The organism is Pseudomonas sp. KH_046_2, from assembly GCF_057838985.1.
Map to the genome: position 1 here is coordinate 1,012,189 of NZ_CM174480.1, position 19,418 is coordinate 1,031,606.

General features: G+C 59.9%; 19 protein-coding genes. 9 read left to right on the plus strand and 10 right to left on the minus strand.

All coding sequences use genetic code 11. The features are described from left to right. Window positions 1-224 precede the first annotated feature (224 nt). Window positions 225-1,601 (minus strand): L-serine ammonia-lyase, encoded by a 1,377-nt coding sequence (locus AC3IX1_RS04560; protein WP_489387290.1) that lies wholly within the window; start codon window positions 1,599-1,601, stop codon window positions 225-227. A gap of 135 nt (window positions 1,602-1,736) precedes the next feature. Between AC3IX1_RS04560 and AC3IX1_RS04565 the strand changes: the two genes are divergently transcribed. The 5 genes from AC3IX1_RS04565 to AC3IX1_RS04585 all read left to right on the plus strand — a co-directional run bounded on the left by AC3IX1_RS04565 (window position 1,737) and on the right by AC3IX1_RS04585 (window position 7,654). Continuing rightward, window positions 1,737-2,684: a LysR substrate-binding domain-containing protein gene (locus AC3IX1_RS04565; RefSeq protein WP_108229093.1), complete on the plus strand. Its 948-nt coding sequence runs from the start codon at window positions 1,737-1,739 to the stop codon at window positions 2,682-2,684. A gap of 214 nt (window positions 2,685-2,898) precedes the next feature. Continuing rightward, window positions 2,899-3,306 (plus strand): HPF/RaiA family ribosome-associated protein, encoded by a 408-nt coding sequence (locus AC3IX1_RS04570; RefSeq protein WP_489387291.1) that lies wholly within the window; start codon window positions 2,899-2,901, stop codon window positions 3,304-3,306. A 188-nt stretch (window positions 3,307-3,494) separates the two neighbouring features. Further along, window positions 3,495-4,067: an RNA polymerase sigma factor gene (locus tag AC3IX1_RS04575; protein WP_489387292.1), complete on the plus strand. Its 573-nt coding sequence runs from the start codon at window positions 3,495-3,497 to the stop codon at window positions 4,065-4,067. Next, complete coding sequence (locus AC3IX1_RS04580) at window positions 4,064-5,053, plus strand: FecR family protein (RefSeq protein WP_489387293.1); 990 nt, start codon at window positions 4,064-4,066, stop codon at window positions 5,051-5,053. The genes AC3IX1_RS04575 and AC3IX1_RS04580 overlap by 4 nt, the downstream gene beginning before the upstream one ends. 171 nt (window positions 5,054-5,224) lie before the next feature. After that, entirely contained in the window at window positions 5,225-7,654 is a 2,430-nt protein-coding gene (locus AC3IX1_RS04585; RefSeq protein ID WP_489387294.1) for a TonB-dependent siderophore receptor, read from the plus strand. A gap of 79 nt (window positions 7,655-7,733) precedes the next feature. Here AC3IX1_RS04585 and AC3IX1_RS04590 read toward each other — a convergent pair whose 3' ends face one another. Further along, window positions 7,734-8,609: a helix-turn-helix domain-containing protein gene (locus AC3IX1_RS04590; protein WP_489387295.1), complete on the minus strand. Its 876-nt coding sequence runs from the start codon at window positions 8,607-8,609 to the stop codon at window positions 7,734-7,736. Between the two features lie 151 nt (window positions 8,610-8,760). On the opposite strand from AC3IX1_RS04590, the gene AC3IX1_RS04595 reads away from it, so the two are divergent. Beyond that, entirely contained in the window at window positions 8,761-9,663 is a 903-nt protein-coding gene (locus AC3IX1_RS04595; RefSeq protein ID WP_489387296.1) for a DMT family transporter, read from the plus strand. 27 nt (window positions 9,664-9,690) lie between these two features. Here the strand turns inward: AC3IX1_RS04595 and AC3IX1_RS04600 are convergent, their stop codons facing one another. Beyond that, entirely contained in the window at window positions 9,691-10,200 is a 510-nt protein-coding gene (locus AC3IX1_RS04600) for a DUF2165 family protein (RefSeq protein WP_489387297.1), read from the minus strand. 186 nt (window positions 10,201-10,386) lie between these two features. Continuing rightward, window positions 10,387-11,361 (minus strand): 2-hydroxyacid dehydrogenase, encoded by a 975-nt coding sequence (locus tag AC3IX1_RS04605; protein WP_489387298.1) that lies wholly within the window; start codon window positions 11,359-11,361, stop codon window positions 10,387-10,389. Between the two features lie 193 nt (window positions 11,362-11,554). Here AC3IX1_RS04605 and AC3IX1_RS04610 point away from each other — a divergent pair, with 193 nt between their 5' ends. Beyond that, window positions 11,555-11,812 (plus strand): hypothetical protein, encoded by a 258-nt coding sequence (locus AC3IX1_RS04610; protein WP_489387299.1) that lies wholly within the window; start codon window positions 11,555-11,557, stop codon window positions 11,810-11,812. Window positions 11,813-11,965: 153 nt separating this feature from the next. Here AC3IX1_RS04610 and AC3IX1_RS04615 read toward each other — a convergent pair whose 3' ends face one another. The 5 genes from AC3IX1_RS04615 to norR form a co-directional block, all read right to left on the minus strand. After that, complete coding sequence (locus AC3IX1_RS04615) at window positions 11,966-12,715, minus strand: YkgJ family cysteine cluster protein (RefSeq protein WP_489387300.1); 750 nt, start codon at window positions 12,713-12,715, stop codon at window positions 11,966-11,968. A gap of 83 nt (window positions 12,716-12,798) precedes the next feature. Beyond that, window positions 12,799-13,125, minus strand: coding sequence for a hypothetical protein (locus tag AC3IX1_RS04620; protein ID WP_489387301.1), 327 nt, complete (start codon window positions 13,123-13,125; stop codon window positions 12,799-12,801). Window positions 13,126-13,273: 148 nt separating this feature from the next. Next, window positions 13,274-13,732 carry a GNAT family N-acetyltransferase gene (locus tag AC3IX1_RS04625; RefSeq protein ID WP_489388686.1) on the minus strand — a complete coding sequence of 153 codons (459 nt, stop codon included), beginning with the start codon at window positions 13,730-13,732 and terminating at the stop codon, window positions 13,274-13,276. A 27-nt stretch (window positions 13,733-13,759) separates the two neighbouring features. Beyond that, window positions 13,760-14,662, minus strand: coding sequence for a chemotaxis protein CheV (locus AC3IX1_RS04630; protein ID WP_007970363.1), 903 nt, complete (start codon window positions 14,660-14,662; stop codon window positions 13,760-13,762). Window positions 14,663-14,935: 273 nt separating this feature from the next. Then, the gene (gene norR, locus AC3IX1_RS04635; RefSeq protein WP_489387302.1) at window positions 14,936-16,486 is read right to left on the minus strand and encodes a nitric oxide reductase transcriptional regulator NorR; all 1,551 of its coding nucleotides are present in this window, start codon (window positions 16,484-16,486) and stop codon (window positions 14,936-14,938) included. Window positions 16,487-16,642: 156 nt separating this feature from the next. Between norR and hmpA the strand changes: the two genes are divergently transcribed. Both hmpA and AC3IX1_RS04645 read left to right on the plus strand, forming a co-directional pair. After that, window positions 16,643-17,824: an NO-inducible flavohemoprotein gene (gene hmpA / locus AC3IX1_RS04640; protein WP_489387303.1), complete on the plus strand. Its 1,182-nt coding sequence runs from the start codon at window positions 16,643-16,645 to the stop codon at window positions 17,822-17,824. A gap of 266 nt (window positions 17,825-18,090) precedes the next feature. After that, a complete protein-coding gene (locus AC3IX1_RS04645; protein WP_056728475.1) occupies window positions 18,091-18,600 on the plus strand; it encodes a disulfide bond formation protein B in 510 nt (169 codons plus the stop codon). Window positions 18,601-19,151: 551 nt separating this feature from the next. Here AC3IX1_RS04645 and AC3IX1_RS04650 read toward each other — a convergent pair. Continuing rightward, window positions 19,152-19,412, minus strand: a complete 261-nt coding sequence (locus tag AC3IX1_RS04650) for a hypothetical protein (protein ID WP_489387304.1) — start codon at window positions 19,410-19,412, stop codon at window positions 19,152-19,154. Between the last annotated feature and the right edge of the window lie 6 nt (window positions 19,413-19,418).

Here is a 19,418-nt window from a genome sequence, read left to right on the forward strand (position 1 = left end):
CATCATTGTTCCAACCAGGATCTAGCAAGGGGCATGCCGACAAATTGTCGAACAAAAAAACACGTTCTGTAGGAGCGAGCTTGCTCGCGATGGTCGTCAACGATAACGCGTAAACCCAGACACCCCACGGTGCCTTTTGGTTTTTCGCGAGCAAGCTCGCTCCTACAAGGGCCGCGTTTTTTGCCCGTTTCAGGGCAATAGCTGCTGGCGTGCAACCAAAATGGTCAACATTCCACCCAGTTCACCGCCAGGCCGCCCCGCGACGTCTCTTTGTACTTGTCGTGCATGTCGGCCCCGGTATCGCGCATGGTGCGGATCACCCGATCCAGGGAGATGAAGTGCTGGCCGTCGCCACGCAGGGCCATTTGCGTGGCGTTGATGGCCTTCACTGCGGCGATCGCGTTGCGCTCGATACAGGGCACTTGCACCAGTCCGCCAACCGGATCGCAGGTGAGGCCGAGGTTGTGTTCCAGGCCGATTTCGGCGGCGTTTTCCAGCTGCTCCGGGGTGGCGCCAAGCACCTCTGCCAGGCCTGCGGCGGCCATGGCGCAGGCGGAGCCGACTTCGCCCTGGCAGCCGACTTCAGCCCCGGAGATCGAAGCGTTTTTCTTGCACAGGATGCCGACGGCAGCGGCGCCCATGAAAAATGCGACCACGTCGTCGTCAGACGCATCGGCATTAAATTTCATGTAGTAGTGCAGCACCGCCGGAATGATCCCCGCCGCGCCGTTGGTCGGTGCCGTGACCATGCGCCCGCCGGCGGCGTTTTCTTCGTTCACGGCAAGGGCGTACAGGTTGACCCATTCCATTGCCGACAAGGTGGAGGTAATGACATTCGGTTTGCCTATTTCCTGCAGACTGCGATGCAGTTTCGCCGCTCGACGCGGAACATTCAGGCCGCCGGGCAGAATGCCTTCGTGACGCAAGCCCTGCTGGACGCATTCGCGCATCACCGACCAGATATGCAACAGGCCCTGGCGAGTATCTGCGTCACTGCGCCATACCCGTTCGTTGGCCATCATCAGTTCGCTCACCCGCAGCCCGTGCTCATTGCACAGCTTGAGCAGTTCGGCGGCACTGGAAAAGTCGTAAGGCAGTTGCACATCGCCGGCCGGTGCGATCCCGGATTCGGCTTCGGCCGCTTCGATGATGAAACCACCACCCACCGAGTAATAGGTTTGCTCGAACAGTTCGCCGGTTTCACCGAAGGCTGTCAGGGACATGGCATTGGGGTGGTAGGGCAGGCTTTCGTCTAGCAGCAGGAGATCGTGTTGCCAGTCGAAGGCAATTTCCGTTAGGCCTGCCAGGCACAGTTTGCCGGTTTCGCGCAGGGTGTGAATGCGGCTGTCGATGGTGGTGGGATCGATACCGTCGGGCCACTCGCCCATCAGGCCCATGACGCAGGCGCGGTCCGTTGCGTGGCCGACACCCGTCGCCGAAAGGGAGCCATAAAGGCGGATTTCCACGCGTCGCACCTCAGCCAGTAAACCCTGATCGACCAGCGCTTGGGCAAAGGTTGCGGCAGCGCGCATCGGACCGACGGTATGGGAACTGGATGGGCCGATGCCGACTTTGAAGAGATCGAAAACACTGATAGCCATGCTAAAGCCTGTACATGCAATGGAGGGGAAATCGCTGCCATTTCTGTAGGACAAGCGCAATTTGGGCGATACTGCCTGTCAAGATCCTGTGTGACCAACGAAAACTCCTAAGACATCCTTTAGCAGGACTAAACGATGAGCCGTCAATTACACGCCCAGACGTATGTCTGGCTGAACGTGTTCGCCTGTGCCGCGCGGCACCTGTCGTTCACCCGATGCGCCGAAGAGCTGCACATCACACCGGGGGCCGTCAGCCAGCAGATCCGCCAGCTGGAAGAGCGCCTGGGCTTTCGCCTGTTTCACCGCCGCGCCCGCGGAGTGGAGCTGAGCGCAGAAGGCCAGCGCCTGGCCATTACCGTCAACGAGGCCTTTGGCAGCATCGACGCGGAATTGCGGCGACTGGATGCGGGCATGATCAGCGGGATTCTGCGGGTGCGCTCGATTCCGTCGTTCCTGAGCAAATGGCTGACGCCGCGCCTGCCGCGTTTGCAGCAGCGTTTTCCGGACATTCAATTGCGCCTGGTGGCCGAGGACAGCAGCGTGCCGTTGCATGAAGGCGACTTCGACCTGGCGATCGACCTGAACGATGGCAGCTACCCGGGCCTGTTATCCACAGCCTTGCTGGATGAACAGATTTTTCCGGTGTGCGCGCCGAGCCTGTTGCGTGGTCGTCCGCCGCTGCACGGTCCGGCAGACCTGATGCACTTTCCCTTGCTGCACGACATCACCGCCTGGCGCGGCAGTTATGAGTACGCGGAATGGGAGTTTTACCTCAATGCCATCGGCTTCGAGGGCGCGGATGTGCGACGCGGGCATACCTTCAACCGCAATCACCTGACCATCGAAGCGGCCATCGCCGGGATGGGCGTGGCGATTGCGCGCCGAACCTTGCTCAATGATGAGTTGGAGCGTGGTGCCTTGATTGTGCCGTTCGGCCTGGCGGTGCCCAATCACAAGCGCTACATGCTGCTTTACGCACCGGGGGCGTTGAGCCATCCGGGTGTGCGTGCGGTGCATGATTGGCTGGTGGAGGAAGCAGGGATTTTTCGTAGCCTGCACCCGCTGGGGGAGCGGCAGATGTGAGAAATTCGGACGGGTAGGCAGGGCGACCTGACTCCCGACATTAACAGTGCTTTTGCTCCTTGTCCGGCTTTTTTTGCGTATGAATATTTATCTTTTTTCAGGGGTTGAATTGTTCAGCGTACAGACCGATTGTGTAGGTAAGAGGTCACGGTGATGACGCCCAAGGGCTTAGCTGACCGGCCTCTCGCGAGCTAGCTGAAATAAGGGATGAACTATGCAAATCCAAGTCAATAGCGATAACCATATTCAAGGCAGTAAACGACTGGAGGAGTGGGTACGTACGACCATTGAGAGCACGCTCGAACGCTACGAAGAGGACCTGACACGAGTCGAGGTTCACCTGCGGGACGAGAACGGCGACAAGCCGGGTCCCCACGACATGCGCTGCCAGCTGGAGGCGCGGCCAAAAGGCCATCAACCGGTTTCCGTCACCCATAAAGCCTCCACCATGGAGCAGGCGATCGACGGAGCGGCCACCAAACTTGAACATGCGCTGGAGCATATGTTCGGCAGATTACGCGGCAAACGAGCCAATGTGGTGCCCATCGAGAGTGCCGCCCATGCCGACCATCTGCTGGAAGAAGAGTTTCTTGAGAACGAACAGGCGGCGCTTAACGGCTGATACCTGATTCACTTTTTACCTTCCCATGAAAACGGGTCTGCATTGCAGGCCCGTTTTGTTTTCGGTGGCTTTTGGATTCCATGCCCCCGATCCTTTTGCATATGAGAATATTTATCATTAATATTGCGACCTTGCCGGCCCCCTGACGCTGTCGTGGCCTCACCGGTTTCCAGGTCGAAACACGAACGATGATCACTCTTCCACCCGACCCTCGCGATATCGAGCGCGATCAGCAGCGCGGCGACCGTGCGCATTTTCTCCAGGTGTTTCTCTCCCAGCGTTCGCAAATGGAAGCACTGGTGAGTCGACGCGTCGGTTGCCGGGCGACGGCGGCTGACCTGGTACAGGATTTGTTCTTGCGATTCTGGCGGCGGCCGCTGGTGCAAGTCGAGGAACTCAGCACCTACCTGCTGCGCTGCGCCGGCAACATTGCCATCGACCACTTGCGCAGTGAAGGCACGCGGGTCCGGGCCAGCGAAGGCTTGATGGTCGAGCCACCGGACAGCCATGGCAGCGGACCGCAAGCAGCGCTGGAGGCGGGCAACGATTTGCGCCACGTCGAAGCCGCGTTGCGCGCCTTGCCGGAGCGTACGCGGCAGATTTTTTTGCTCAACCGCATTCACGGCCGCAAATACGCCGAGATCGCCAAGGCCATGGGCTTGTCCCAAAGTGCCGTGGAAAAACATATGATGCGCGCCCTCGAAGCCTGCAAGGCCAGCCTTCGGGAACCCGAACCGCGTACGCCAGGGAAAGCACCGTGAACCACCTCGAACGCGTCACTCCGACGCCAGCGCAGGAGCAGGCCGCGCTGGCCTGGCTGAGCCTGTTGCATGACCAGCCCAGCAGTGGTGACCAGGCGACGTTCAGCCAATGGCTGCAGGCCGACTCCGCCCATGCCGAAGCCTATGCCCAGGCACAGGTCATGTGGGAGTTGAGCGAAGGGCCGGCGCGCACGCTCGCCGATGCAGACGCTTTTGCCTTGCAGGGCTATCTCAACGCCATGGACAAGTCGCGACGCAGCAGGGTCGGACGCTGGTCCGGTGCGCTGGCGATGGCCGCGTGCCTGCTGTTGATGATCAGTCTCGGTACAGGCTGGCAGCCGATGCGCTGGATGGATGACCTGGGGGCGGATTACGTCTCGGCACCAGGAGAGCTCCGCACCGTCACCCTGGCCGATCAGTCGCAGGTGACACTGGATGCCGACAGCGCCATCGCCGTGGATTTCAGCCGCGGCGAGCGGCATGTGCAACTGCGTCGCGGCGCCGGTTTTTTCAGTGTCACCCACACCGGCGAGCCGTTTGTGGTGGACGCCGAGAAAGGCCAGGCGCGGGTCCTGGGTACGCAGTTCGAAGTCCGTTTGCAGCCCCGCGGTGCACAGGTCACGGTGTTGTCGGGACGGGTTGGCGTGACGGCGGACCAGAACGCCGAACCGCAAATTCTCACTGCCGGCCAGCAAGTGACCTACGGCGAAGGCTCGGCACAAACACTCCACGCGGTGGACAGCGAAGCGCAGTTGGCCTGGCGCCAGGGCTGGCTCAATTACTACAAGGCGACGCTGGCCGATGTGGTGCAGGATTTGGCGCGCTATTACCCCGGACGGATCTTGATACTCAACGATGAACTGGCGACGCGCCGGGTCAGTGGCAGCTTTCCGAGCAGGAACCCGCAGGCGGTGTTGAGTTCGTTGCAGGGGGTGTTGGGGTTTGAGCAGCATCAGGTGTTGGGGCACCTGATTATTTTGCGTTGAAGCGACTGACCTCTTCGCGAGCCTGCTCGCGAAGAGGTCAGTTCAAACACCCCATCACCCTGAATAAAAATATTTTCAAAATTGTAGTGAGGTAAACCCGATTGCCATCCGTGTAGTGACTGAAACTGCGAGTCATTCGCATCCGTTGCAGTTCTACACAGGTCATGAGCAATGAAGTCCAGGGCAAAATCGGGGTCGTTCAAACAATGGTTGGGTGTGTCTGCGTTGAGCTTTTCGGCCTTGGCCTTGTTGCCGCTGAGCGTGGCGCTGGCCGCAGAGGCGGGTAGCAGTCAACCCCGTGGGCAATTCAATTTCGCGCTGGCCGCCAAACCGTTGCCCCAGGCCCTGAGTGATTTCAGCCGAGTGACCGGCATCAGTGTCGTCTACACCGATGAAGCGCCGTACGGCCTCAATGCGCCGGCCATCAATGGCCAGATGAGCGCCGAACAGGCCCTGCAACGACTGCTCACTGGTTCGGGCTTGACGTTCCGGCGCACCGACGGCCACACCATTGCACTGGAACCTCGGCCGACTGAAGGCGCGTTGAACCTGGGCGCGACCACCATCACCTCGTCGATGGATGACTCCATGAGCTACCAGCCGCCACCGACCTCTTCGGTGATGCGCTCTTCGGCCCCGATTCAGGAAATCCCGCAGACCATCAATGTCGTCCCGGCCCAGGTCATTCGCGATCAGGTGCCGCGCAATCTCGATGACGCCCTGGCCAATGTCAGCGGCATCACCCAGGCCAACACTTTGGGCAGCACCCAGGACTCGGTGATGGTCCGCGGCTTTGGCGACAACCGTAACGGCTCGATCATGCGCGACGGTATGCCGATCGTGCAGGGCCGTGGCCTCAACGCCAGCGTGGACCGGGTCGAAGTGCTCAAGGGCCCGGCCTCGTTGCTCTATGGCATCCAGGACCCGGGCGGAGTGGTCAACATGGTCAGCAAGAAGCCCGAGCTTGAGCAGTACAACGCACTGACCGCGCGCGGTTCGAGCTATGGCGACGGCAAGAACGGCAGCGGCGGCGGTCTCGACAGCACCGGAGCCCTCGGCGATTCCGGACTGGCCTATCGCATGGTGCTGGACTATGAAGACGAAGATTACTGGCGCAACTTCGGCGTGCATCGCGAGAGCCTGATCGCGCCGTCGCTGGCCTGGTACGGCGAAAGCACCAGCGTGCTGTTCTCCTATGAGCACCGCGAATTCCTCACGCCGTTCGACCGCGGCACGCTGATCGATCCACGGACCAACCATCCGCTGGACATCTCGCGCAACGAGCGTCTCGACGAACCGTTCAACAACATGGAAGGGCGCTCGGATCTCTATCATTTTGAGGCCGATCACGAACTCAACGACAACTGGAAAGCCCATTTCGGCTACAGCTGGAACCGCGAAACCTACGATGCCAGCCAGGTGCGCGTGACCGCCATCGACACCAAAAAGGGCACCCTGACCCGCAGCATGGACGGCACCCAGAATGCGATCAGCACCGACCGTTTCACCACCGCCAGCCTCGAAGGCAACATGAACGTGCTCGGCATGCAGCACGACCTGCTGTTCGGCGTCGATGACGAGTACCGCAAGATCTATCGCGAAGACTTGATCCGCCAGAAAAGCCTGACCACATTTAGTTACGTCAATCCGGTCTATGGTCGGGAAGTGGCGGGCACCACCGTCAGTGCGGCCGACAGCGCGCAGACCGATGAACTGCGAAGCGATTCGGTGTTCCTGCAAGACTCCATCCACCTCACCGACCAGTGGATCCTGGTAGCCGGCGCGCGTTTCCAGGCGTACGACCAATACGCCGGCAAAGGCGTGCCGTTCCACGCCAACACCGACAGCAACGGGCAGAAATGGGTGCCGCGCGCAGGCCTTGTGTACAAGTACACCGATGCCCTGTCGTTCTACGGCAGCTACACCGAGTCGTTCAAACCCAACTCGACCATCGCGCCACTGAGCGGCAGCAGTACCGTGCTTGATGGCGGCATCGCGCCGGAAGAAGCCAAGTCCTGGGAGCTGGGCGCCAAGCTCGATCTGCCGGGCCGCGTCACCGGCAACATCGCGTTGTTCGACATCAAGAAACGTAACGTGCTGGTGGCGAACTCCGAAGGCCCAACCACGATTTACAGCGCCGCCGGCGAAGTGCGTTCCCGTGGCCTGGAAGTGGACCTGAGCGGTCAGCTCACCGATCGCTGGAGCATGATCGGCAGCTACGCCTACACCGATGCCGAAGTCACCGAAGACCCTGTCTACAAAGGCAATAAACTGCAAAACGTGGCGAAGAACAGCGGCTCGCTGTCGGCTGTCTATGACTTCGGCAGCGTCATTGGCGGTGATCAATTGCGGGTTGGCGCCGGGGCGCGTTATGTGGGTGAGCGCGCGGGCAACGCGGTAAACGATTTCGATCTGCCGAGCTACACCGTGGCCGATGCGTTCGCCACCTACGACACCAAAGTCGAAGGGCAGAAGGTCAAGTTCCAGCTCAACGTGAAGAACCTGTTCGACCGCACCTACTACACCTCGGCGGCGAGTCGGTTCTTTGTTTCGATGGGTGACTCGCGGCAGATTTCACTGTCCAGCACGCTGGAATTCTGATGACAGATCGCGTCATCGTCGGAACGCCGCCCGGAGCCTGCTCGCGATGGCGGCCTGAAAGACGCCGAAAATCCCGCGCCTAGCGCAAAAACGCCTGCCGATATTCACCGGGTGTCCCGCCAAGTGACTGGCGAAAGCGGTTGGTGAAGTGGCTGGCACTGGAAAAACCACAAGCCAGCGCAATCTCCCCCAGTGGCTGCGAGGTCGTGCGCAGCAATACCCGCGCCCGGTCAAGGCGCCGCGCCAGCACATACTGGTGGGGTGGCAAGCCAAAGCTCTCGCGGAACATCCGCGCGAAGTGGTATTCGGACAACGCGCACAACGCCGCCAACTGACCGAGGCTGATGGCTTCGTCCAGATGGCTGTCGATGAACTCCACCAGATGTCGACGCTGATGCGCGGCCAGCCCGCCTTTAAGGCGCAAGCCCTGACGCACGTTGACTTGGCTGAGCAGGGCATGGCTGAGCAATTCGTGAGCCAGGCTGCTGGTGAGCAGGCGCTCGCCCGGCTCGTCCCAGTTCAAGGTGATCAACTGCCGAAAGCGCAGCGCCTGCTGCGGATCATCGAGAAAGGTCTGTTCGCGCAGTTGCATTTCCCGTGGCTCGCGATCGAGCAGGGTGACGCAGCCGAGGGCAAATTGTTCGGGGCTGAAATACAGGTGTGCCAGGCGAATATCGCCGTTGATCACCCAGCCTGACTGGTGATCGGCCGGGAGGATGCACAGTTTGTCCGGACCACCTTTATTGCCGGGCTGGTCGCGGCGAAAGGTGCCGGTGCCGCCGGCGAGGTAACAGGACAATGTGTGGTGGCTGGGCGCTTCGTATTCCTGGGCGTCGTGGTGATTGCTCCACAAGGCTGCGGACAAGCCGTCACCGAGCTCGGCGCTGTGCTCGAGGCGAGCATTGGGCGAGCGGTTGAGGGCTTGAAAAACTTGTAGGGTATCCAGTGCAGCCATGATCGTTGCTCTCTAACACCTGCATCCAGCGCCTTGCATCCTACTCCGTAGACGCGTGCGTGCCAGCCTGTCGCCAGACAAAAGCGCAAGTTTATGCAAGTGCGCCCAGGCGTGGCGCCGGACACTGGGCGCCTATCGAGGAGTCTTAGCCATGAACCTTTCTTTGTACCTGCTGACCGTGCTGATTTGGGGTACCACCTGGATTGCCTTGAAATGGCAACTGGGCGTGGTGGCCATTCCCGTGTCGATCGTCTATCGCTTCGGCCTCGCCGCGCTGGTGCTGTTCGTGATCCTGCTGCTCAGTCGGCGCCTGCAAGTGATGAACCGTCGCGGGCACCTGATCTGCCTGGCTCAGGGCTTGTGCCTGTTCTGCGTCAACTTCATGTGCTTCCTCACCGCGAGCCAGTGGATCCCCAGCGGTCTGGTGGCCGTGGTGTTTTCCACCGCCACGCTGTGGAACGCCCTCAATGCACGGGTGTTCTTCGGCCAGAAAATTGCCCGCAATGTGCTGATGGGCGGTGCGCTGGGCCTGCTTGGGCTGGGACTGCTGTTCTGGCCGGAACTGGCCGGGCATACCGCCAGCCCGGAAACCTTGCTCGGCCTCGGTCTGGCCCTTTGCGGCACTCTGTGTTTCTCGGCGGGCAATATGCTTTCGAGCCTGCAACAGAAGGCCGGTCTCAAGCCGCTGACCACCAATGCCTGGGGCATGGCTTACGGGGCGACGATGCTCACGGTGTGGTGCCTGGTCAAAGGCATTCCCTTCGACATGGAAATGAGCGCGCGCTACATCGGGTCGCTGCTGTACCTGGTGATTCCGGGGTCGGTGATCGGATTCACCGCCTACCTGACCCTGGTCGGCCGCATGGGGCCTGAGCGGGCTGCGTACTGCACCGTGCTGTTTCCGGTAGTGGCGCTCAACGTGTCTGCGTTCGCCGAGGGTTATCAGTGGACGATGCCGGCACTGTTGGGGCTGGTGTTGGTGATGGCGGGCAACGTACTGGTGTTTCGCAAACCCAAACCACGCTTGGTACAGGGGAGTAGCGAGCTCGCTTGAGGTGGTGTTCATCGAGCGCTGAAATCTTCAGTGCTCGACTTTGATCGCAATATAAATCAGCAGCGGTAGTATGAAGTCGACAATATGCCGGGACCAGTCTTTATAACTCCATGCTTGTGATTGGTCCATGTTGAACCATTCCACGCCAATAACCTGGAAACCGACATAATAAAGCAAGAGCGCAATGAGCAGTCCAATGATCGCGGGCTTTTTGGCCTCGTGAAAATCTTCTGCGCTGCTATTCATGTGTTTATAAAGATAACAGGTTCCGATCATGAAGAAGAGCGTGTAGATAACCTCGAGTGTAATGATGAGCCAGTAGATGCGGTGATGGAGAATGTGCGAGGTAATGGCCCTGTAGCTGTACCTCCCGTCCTCATCTGTGGTCTCCATGCTCAGGATATGGCTGATGCTTTCGTAGTTGGTTGTGTAGTCCGTAAAGTTGCTGTACATCACCAGCATTCCAAAAATACTTATGAATAACATTAGCGTGGCTTTGCTGAAGCGTATGATTTTACTTGTCGTAAGATGGTTCAATGTGATGATCTCCTTTATTGTTCCCGTTGTGCCGGGGTAAGTAAGGAGAGTCTAGCGTGTGGTTTTATTGTTGGTTTATTGACTGAATTGCAGGGTGTGTATTCAGACAGCTTTCTGACAGGTTGAGATTGATACTGTTTTATTCTTGGCATTAAAGGGCAGGCGCTGATAACGCCTGCCCTTTTTTCAACCCTTCCAGACTTGCGGGTTGACCAGATCCTGCGGTCGCTCGCCCAACAGGGCACTGCGCAAGTTGGCCAGGGCACGGTTGGCCATGGCATCGCGGGTCTCATGGGTGGCTGAGCCGATGTGCGGCAAGGTCACGGCGTTTTTCAGCTGGAGCAGTGGCGACTCGGCCAGCGGTTCTTTTTCGTATACGTCCAGCCCGGCACCACGAATGCGGTTGTTTTGCAGCGCTTCGATCAGTGCTGGCTCATCCACCACCGGACCACGGGAAATGTTCACCAGAATGGCACTCGGCTTCATCAGCGCCAGTTCACGATGGCTGATCAAATGTCTGGTTCTCTCGCTGAGCGGCACCACCAGGCAGACGAAATCAGCTTCGGCCAGCAATTGATCGAGGCTGCGGTACTGTGCGCCGAGTTCCTGTTCCAGCTCGGTCTTGCGGCTGTTGCCGCTGTAGATGACCGGCATGTTGAACCCCAGGCGACCGCGTCGGGCGATGGCCGCACCGATATTGCCCATGCCGACAATGCCCAGGGTCTTGCCATGCACATCGCAACCGAACAGTTGCGCACCGACAGTGGCCTGCCATTGCCCGGCCTTGGTCCAGGCGTCAAGTTCGGCGACACGACGGGCGCTGCTCATCAACAGGGCAAACGCCAGGTCGGCGGTGCTTTCTGTGAGCACATCCGGCGTGTTGGTCAGCATGATCCCGCGTTCGTTGAAGTAGGCCAGGTCATAGTTGTCATAGCCCACCGAGACGCTGGACACCACTTCCAGGCTGGCGGCGTTCTCCAGCTGTGCACGACCGAGTTTGCGGCCTACACCAATCAAGCCATGGGCATGGGGCAGGGATTCGTTGAACTGGGCGTTGATGTCGCCGTTTTTCGGATTCGGCACGATGACGTCGAAGTCTTGTTGCAGGCGTTCAACCATTTGTGGGGTGACGCGGCTGAACGCAAGGACAGTCTTTTTCATGGGAGGTGGGCTCGTCGGGCGGTGAAGAATGATGAGCACGCTAACATTCTTCACGGGATTTGTGCGAGTCGTCAGGCGGTCAATGCAGCATGCAGCTTACGGTGCTTCATCCAGTTATACTGCCGCACTTCTTATACTGTGGCATGCGGCCCTCTCACCGGGCCCGACATTTCATGCACCACCCGGAGCTTTCATGACTTCCCCGAAACAATCGCCGGTCGCCGACGCCCTGAGCGACGCACAGGCAGAGCTGCCAGACAGCGTCGACTCCAGCGCCGACAGCGAAATCAAAGCCGAAATCCCGGCATTCAAGTTCCCGTTCAAACCGGGCGAACTGGCGGCCGCCAAGGGCTCGAACCAGCCGTGGTACAAGAACGGCGCCAAGAACGGCCACACCAAGACGCCGGGCATGGCACCGCCGGGGACTCGTCGGTCGATGGGTAAGCGCTAGGCCTTCATGCTGCGGTGCTTGACCTGGCCTCATCGCGAGCAGGCTCGCTCCTACAGTGGATCAATGTCGTGCACAATATTCTTGTTCACTGAGGATCCCTTGTAGGAGCGAGCCTGCTCGCGAAGGGGCCGGCACAAACGCTGAAATCCTGGATCAAACCGCCCGCAACGAAATAAACGAGTAATCCGCCGGCACATCCGCCGCCACTTGCGCGCCTGCGGCCAGCACTTGCCCGGCGATATCCTCCCCCGACACGTGAAACCGCCATTCGCTGGCCCACTGCGGCAACGTTTGCCCGGCCAGGTCGTCGATGATCGTGGCGAATTCCGCCATATCCGGAAGATAAGCGGTAAACCCGTCGCCCTTCAGCGCCGTCGTGCGAATCCCCAGTAACGCGCAAATCGCATCCTTCATCAGAATGTCATCACGATCCGCCTGACGGGAGCGCTGGATCAGTTCTGACAACTCCCGGTCGACCAACTCACCACCGACAATCAGGTCCGGTCCTTTTTCCCACGACTCAGGCGGACATTCCTTCACGGCTGTGTTCAGTGGTATGTGTGGATTGATTTCCATCGGATAAATACGGCACACCAGCGGCCGGCGTTCGTAGATGCGACAGAGGTTGTCTTCGTCAAGATTCCGGCAGGGGCCGACATTGTAGGCGGCGAAGGTGATGGCCACGTACGCTTCGGAGTCACCGCTACGCACCGCCGCCGAACGGCGTTCGGCGTGTTCACGTTGCTGTACCGGCAGACCCAGGCCATTGCCCAGAAACGCTTCCACCAGCACGATCACCTGACCGCCATCGGCCGCCCACATCCGGGCTTCGCCCAAGGTCAGGGGCACATGGTGGTCGTTGCAGCATTTGCCGCAGCCTACACAGGAAAACGTCGTATTCATTGAGCGTTCGTTCGCATCACAGGGCATGAAACGGCGACAGAATGCCGCCGCAAAGGCCGCTGTCGAAGCAAGTTATGCGCCACTCAGTTGGTCTTGCCGGTCGGGCGAATGGAGTCCCATTCGGTGACGTATGCAGATTTGCTCTTTTTGTTGTAGAGGCACAACTCGGTGCCTTGTGCGCCTTTCATGTGCTTTTGCGGGTACTGGCCCTGGAGCAGCAGCGCGGTGTAGCCGACCCGGTCATCGAACTGCGCGGCGTTGCCCACGGGTTTGGCGTCCTTCAGGCCGCTGGCCTTGATGCAGCTGGTGAGTACGGCTTTGTCGTAGGTGGCCCAGGCGTCGGGGCTTGAGGCGTGGGCTTGAGTGGTGAGGGCGGTGAGGCAGAGCAGAATCAGTGGCGCAGCTTTCATGGTTCAGGCTTCCTTGGGCTGAGTGGCCAAAGCAGGAGTATGCCTGAAAGGTTGATGGAGACTTTGCTGGCCTCTTCGCGGACAAGCCCGCTCCCACATTTGGAATGCAATCCCCTGTGGGAGCTGGCTTGCCAGCGAAGGCGGTGTGTCAGAGCGGAATCGGCTCCCGGCGGACGGCGCGCATCCCGACGCTTTCATACAAACGCCGCGCCCGAAGGTTGTCTTCACGTACCTTCAGGTCCACGAAACCTTCACGCCGCTGCTGGAACACCTTGAACGCCTGCAACAGCAGCGCACGTCCCAACCCCCGGCCCTGAAACCGCGGGTGTACCACCAGGTTCTTGATATAGGCACTGGTCCAGCACTGGCAAACGCCCACCACTTCTTCGGCATCCAGGGCAATGAAGCATAGGGCCGGGTCATATTCCGGATCGGTTTCGAACTGCCGTTGCCACATGTCCAGCGCGGCTACGCGACCACCGCCGTCGAGATAACCGAACTCCATCAACCGGTGCACGGCTGCGCCCAGTTCGGGGTGGTACTCGCTCAATTGCAGGCCGGCTGGCCAATCGGGGGCCGGCACGACGACAGAGAGGTCGCTCCGCATCAGCCAGCAGAATTCTTCGTTCAACACTCAATAACCCTGTTCGGCGACAGCCTTGGCCGCGGTGATCAGGCACTGGGTCAATTCCGGCGAAGAGAATTTGGTCAGCACTGCGTTCGCCCCCGCCAGTCGTGCTTTCTCGGCGTTCATCGCACTGTCCAGCGAGGTGTGCAGCAGTACGTAAAGATGCGCGAAATCCGGGGTTTCCCGCAGGGTGCGGGTGAAGGCGTAGCCGTCCATCTCCGACATCTCGATGTCCGAGACGATCAGGTTGATCTGCTGCGCGGTGCCTTGCAGGTCCAGCAGGCAGTCGATGGCTTCCTTGGCGCTGCGGGCGGTATGGCATTGCAGGCCAAGGTTACGCAGGGTGTGCACCGATTGTTGCAAGGCGACCTGGCTGTCATCGACCACCAGGATGCGCGCGTTGCCGAGCAGTTCGGCGTCTTCCATGCTCAGTTCGGTCGGCGCCATTTCGATTTGTGCCGGGGCGATGCCATGGATGACTTTTTCGATGTCCAACACTTGCACCAGGGTGCCATCGACCGACGTCACGCCGGTGATGTAGGCACGCAATCCACCGGAGCCGAAGGGTGGCGGGCGGATGTCGGTGGTCAGGCAATGGACGATCTTGCTCACGGCCTGCACGTGCAGGCCCTGCTTGGAGCGGCTGACGTCGGTGACGATCAGGCAGCCGCCGTTCGGGTCTTCCAGCGGACGTTCGCCAATGGCACGGCTGAGGTCGATCACCGACAGCGAGGCTCCGCGCAGGGTGGCGATGCCTTTGACGTGAGGGTGCGACTCCGGCAGCCTGGTCAACGGCGGGCAGGGAATGATTTCGCTGACCTTGAGCAGGTTGATCGCCATCAGCTTGCCGCTGCGCAAGGTAAACAGCAGAAGCGAAAGTGAGTCTGCGCGGGCTTTGGTGGAGGACATAGGAACCTTCTCTGGAAAAAGGTGACGGACAATCCCGGGATCACCAATGACTTCGATGCCGGGTTATCGACTTGTCGGGGGCAGGCTTTAGCGTGAATACCTGTCTCGGGTCAAACACAGGACCATTGTGGCGAGGGGGCTTGCCCCCGTTCGGCCGCGAAGCGGTCGTAAACCCAGCAACTCGGTTTGACTGGCGCAAAGCTGGGGCCGCTTCGCGACCCAACGGGGGCAAGCCCCCCTCGCCACAGTTTTTCATTCGCCACCGTAAAGACACTATTTCATCCCCAACCGCTTGGCCATTCGCCCCAGGTTCGCCCGATCCAGGCCTAGCTCACGGGCCGCGCTTGCCCAGTTGTTGTTGTGCCGCTCCAGGCAGGCACCGATCAATTGACGCTGATAACGCTCGGTGGCCTCGCGCAAATCGCCGGTCACCGCTTGCGTGATGGTGGCGACGGGTTGCTCGGCGACGGCTTCAACGCTGGCATTGGGCAAGTCCAGGTCGGCTGCGCTCAGACTGAGAATCTTCGGCCGTTCCTTGCAATTGCCCAGGGCTTTCAAGGCGCTACGGCCGATCAAGTGTTCAAGCTCGCGTACGTTGCCAGGCCAGTCGTAGGCCAGCAGCGCGGCCTGGGCGTCGCTGTTCAGGCGCAGGCTGTTGAGGCCCATGCGCGAGCGGTTCTGTTCCAGGAAGTAACCGCTGAGCAGCAGCACATCGCGCCCGCGATCGCGCAGGGCCGGCACCAGCAACGGATAAACGCTGAGGCGATGATAGAAGTCGGCGCGGTAACGGCCGCTGCGCACTTCTTCGGCGAGGTCGCGGTTGGTCGCCGCGATCAGGCGCACGTCGACCTGATGCTCCTGGTCCGAACCCAGTCGCTGCAGTTGACCGCTCTGCAGCACCCGCAGCAACTTGGCCTGCACGGTCAGCGACAACTCACCGACTTCATCGAGGAACAGCGTGCCGCCATTTGCCAGCTCGAACTTACCACGGCGGTCGTTCATCGCCCCGGTGAAGGCGCCGCGAACATGGCCGAACAACTCGCTTTCCACCAAGGTGTCGGGCAATGCGGCGCAGTTGAGGCTGATGATCGGCTTGTCGGCGCGGGGCGAGGCGGCATGGATGGCCTGGGCCACCAACTCCTTGCCGACCCCGGTTTCGCCAGTGATCAACACGGTCAGGTCGCTGCCGCCCACCAGGCTGACTTCTTCGACAAGACGCTTGTGGGCCTTGCTTTGGCCAATCATCTCGCGATTCTGCTGGCCGCTGGCCTGGCGGTAGACCTCGGCGCGTTGATGTTCATCTTCGACCCGGTTGTTCAACCGCTCGATGCGCTCGGCGGCGTTGACCGTGGCTGCCGCGAGGCTGGCGAAGGCTTGCAGGGCATCCAGTTCGATCGGTTCGAAGCGCTCCGGGTCGAGGGCATCGAGGGTCAGCAGGCCCCATGGGCGCTCGTCGATGAACAGCGGGCAACCCATGCAGTCGTGGACTTCCAGATGATCATCCAGGCCATCGACCAGGCCGTCATAAGGGTCGGGCAAGTTGCTGTCGGCAGCGAAACGGGTCGGGCCGGGGCCGCTGAGCAGCGCTTCGAAACGCGGGTGCTCGCTGACCTTGAAGCGCCGACCGAGGGTGTCGGTACTCAAGCCGTCGACGGCCAGCGGCACCAGCCATTCACCATCAAGGCGCAGCAGGGCGGCGGCGTCGCACGGGAGCAGGGCGCGCATGGCTTCCAGCAGGCGGCGATAACGCTCACCTTCGGGCAGTTCGCGGGACAGGTCGGAGACCAGGGGTAGCAGGGCGGTGAGCAGGGATTTTGCAGTCATAGTGACTCCGTGTAGTCGGTGTGACTATAAGGCAGGCAGTGTCGAAATGACTATTAAGTTATTAACTCATTGATTTATAACAATTAAATAGTTGGCACGAAAGCTGATATGCATAGGGTAATCCGTTAGCAACCCAAGAAGACCAGGAGTCACCTTATGCTGAGCGCTCAAGACCGTGCCATCGTCAAATCCACCGTACCGCTGCTCGAAAGCGGTGGTGAGGCGCTGATCACGCACTTCTACCGCATGATGCTTTCCGAATACCCGGAAGTCCGCCCGCTGTTCAACCAGGCCCACCAAGCCAGTGGTGATCAGCCGCGTGCCCTGGCCAACGGTGTGCTGATGTATGCGCGCCATATCGACCAACTCGACCAGTTGGGCGACCTGGTGGCCAAGATCATCAACAAGCATGTGGCCCTGCAGATTCTGCCGGAGCACTATCCGATTGTCGGCAGCTGCCTGCTGCGGGCCATCGCTGAAGTATTGGGCGAAGAGATCGCCACCCCGCAAGTGATCGCGGCCTGGGGCGCGGCCTACGGCCAACTGGCGGACATCCTGATCGGTGCTGAAACCAGCATCTACGACCAGAAGGAACAGGCACCGGGCGGCTGGCGCGGGGCGCGGGAGTTCATCGTGGCAGGCAAGGTCGAGGAGAGCGCGGAGATCACTTCGTTCTACTTCGAACCCGCGGACAAAGGGCCGATCCTGGTGGCGGAACCCGGTCAGTACATCGGCATGAAACTGATCCTCGACGGTGAAGAGATCCGTCGTAACTACTCGCTGTCGGCGCTGGCAAACAAAGGCCAGTACCGCATCAGCGTCAAGCGTGAAGCCGGTGGCCGCGCTTCCAACTACTTGCACGACCAGTTGGATGTCGGTGCCAGCATCCAGTTGTTCCCGCCATCGGGCGAGTTCGTCCTGACCGCCAGCGACAAGCCGCTGGTGCTGATCAGCGGCGGCGTCGGCATCACCCCGACCCTGGCGATGCTCGAAGCGGCGCTGGAGACTCAGCGGCCGGTGCATTTCATCCACTGCGCGCGCAATGGCAGCGTTCATGCCTTCCGCGACTGGATCGATGGTCTGGCCGAGCGTCACCCGCAGCTCAAGCGCTTTTACTGCTACTCCGAGGACGACGGCGTGAGCCCGGCGGCGCACAAGGTCGGTTTGTTGAGCCAGCAGCAGTTGAATGCATGGCTGCCGGAGCAGCGTGACCTGGATGCTTACTTCCTGGGGCCGAAAGGTTTCATGGCGTCCATCAAGCGCCACCTCAAGGCATTGGGCGTGCCGGAGAAGCAAAGCCGCTATGAGTTCTTCGGGCCGGCTGCGGCGCTGGAGTAAGACCGAGTCGCCTCCATCGCGGGCAAGCCACGCTCCCACAGGTTTTGTGTCGTTCTCATCAATCTGGACCGACACAAATCCCTGTGGGAGCGGGCTTGCCCGCGAATGCTTCACCTCGGTCTCGAGTTGAAAAAAGTCAGAAAGTTAATCCCTTCTTAACCGCCTTATCGTCTATTCCCCCCGAATCCCCCTCACATGCTCCAGACTCTCAAAGGTCCGGGCCAGCGTGTAGACTGGCGGCAATCGATATCTTGAAGGGAAACGCGATGAGCGATGAATCCATGCGGTTGGGGCGTGAACGGCGCTACCTGGTGTTGTTGGGCATCATTTGCCTGGCACTGATCGGCGGTGCGCTGTACATGCAAATTGTTCTGGGCGAGGCCCCTTGCCCGCTGTGCATCCTGCAACGTTACGCGTTGCTGCTGATCGCGATCTTCGCCTTCATCGGCGCGGCCATGCGCGGCCGTCGCAGCATCACGGTGTTTGAAACCCTGGTGGTGATCTGTGCAGTGGCAGGTGCAGGCGTTGCCGGGCACCACGTCTATACGCAGTTCTATCCGGCGGTCAGCTGCGGCATCGATGTGCTGCAACCGATTGTCGATGACTTGCCGCTGGCGAAGATCTTCCCGCTGGGTTTCCAGGTCGATGGTTTCTGCTCCACGCCATACCCGCCGATCCTCGGTCTGTCGCTGGCGCAGTGGGCGCTGGTCGCCTTCGTGCTGATCGTGGTGCTGGTGCCATTGCTGACCTCGCGTAACCGCAAAGCGCTGCGCTGAGTTCATCTGCCGCCACGCATTGTCGGACAAAAAAGCCCCGTTCCTCGATGAGAGGACCGGGGCTTTTTTTGGCTTGCAGAGCACATTTCAGAGGCCGGGTAAAAAGACTGTGACGGGCGGCAATCAAGGGTGCGACACGTGTGCGACATGTTGTCACAGAGCGAGTGTCGCAGGGCGTTCGAGGAAGCCGGATTGGTGCATGTAAACGTAACGAAATCGGGCTGTTTTGCAGGCTTGCGGTTTTTTCCATTACGGGCACGAACAGGCAGTTTTAACAGGCTCTGGCGAATGGCCAGAGCCCCCGTCATATCGGGCCTTGGGCAAGGTCAAGAGCGGAGAGGAGGGACAGGATACTGTCTGAACCGTGGATGGAAGACCTACTTATTTTGGTGTTTTTGTTGAGAATTAATTTCGATAAGATGCGCCGCTTTTGCGAAAACGGTTAAAGATTGTTGCCGCTTCCGATAAAAATTATTTCGGGATGAGACATGGTTTATAGAACGTTACATATCTACAATCGCCCGCACTGAATTCCCGGCACTGCTCAAATCTTAACCAGGCGTGAGCAGAAACAGGGTGTCGAGAGGTCTGGTGGCTTCATGCGATGCCCAGGTGTCGGAGCCTCCAACTATCCGCACCAAATGGAATTGGTCTGTAACAAGGCCTTTGACCACGTATTCGAATAAGAACTCACCGCAGGCCCGGGATTTGTCGTACAGCGTCTGACGCACGACGGGCATGCCCTTATTCAATCCAAGAAAAATGCCAACCCTTGGCAGGGTGAAGTGTTGGCGATCAAAACCCAACTGCATTGCGCA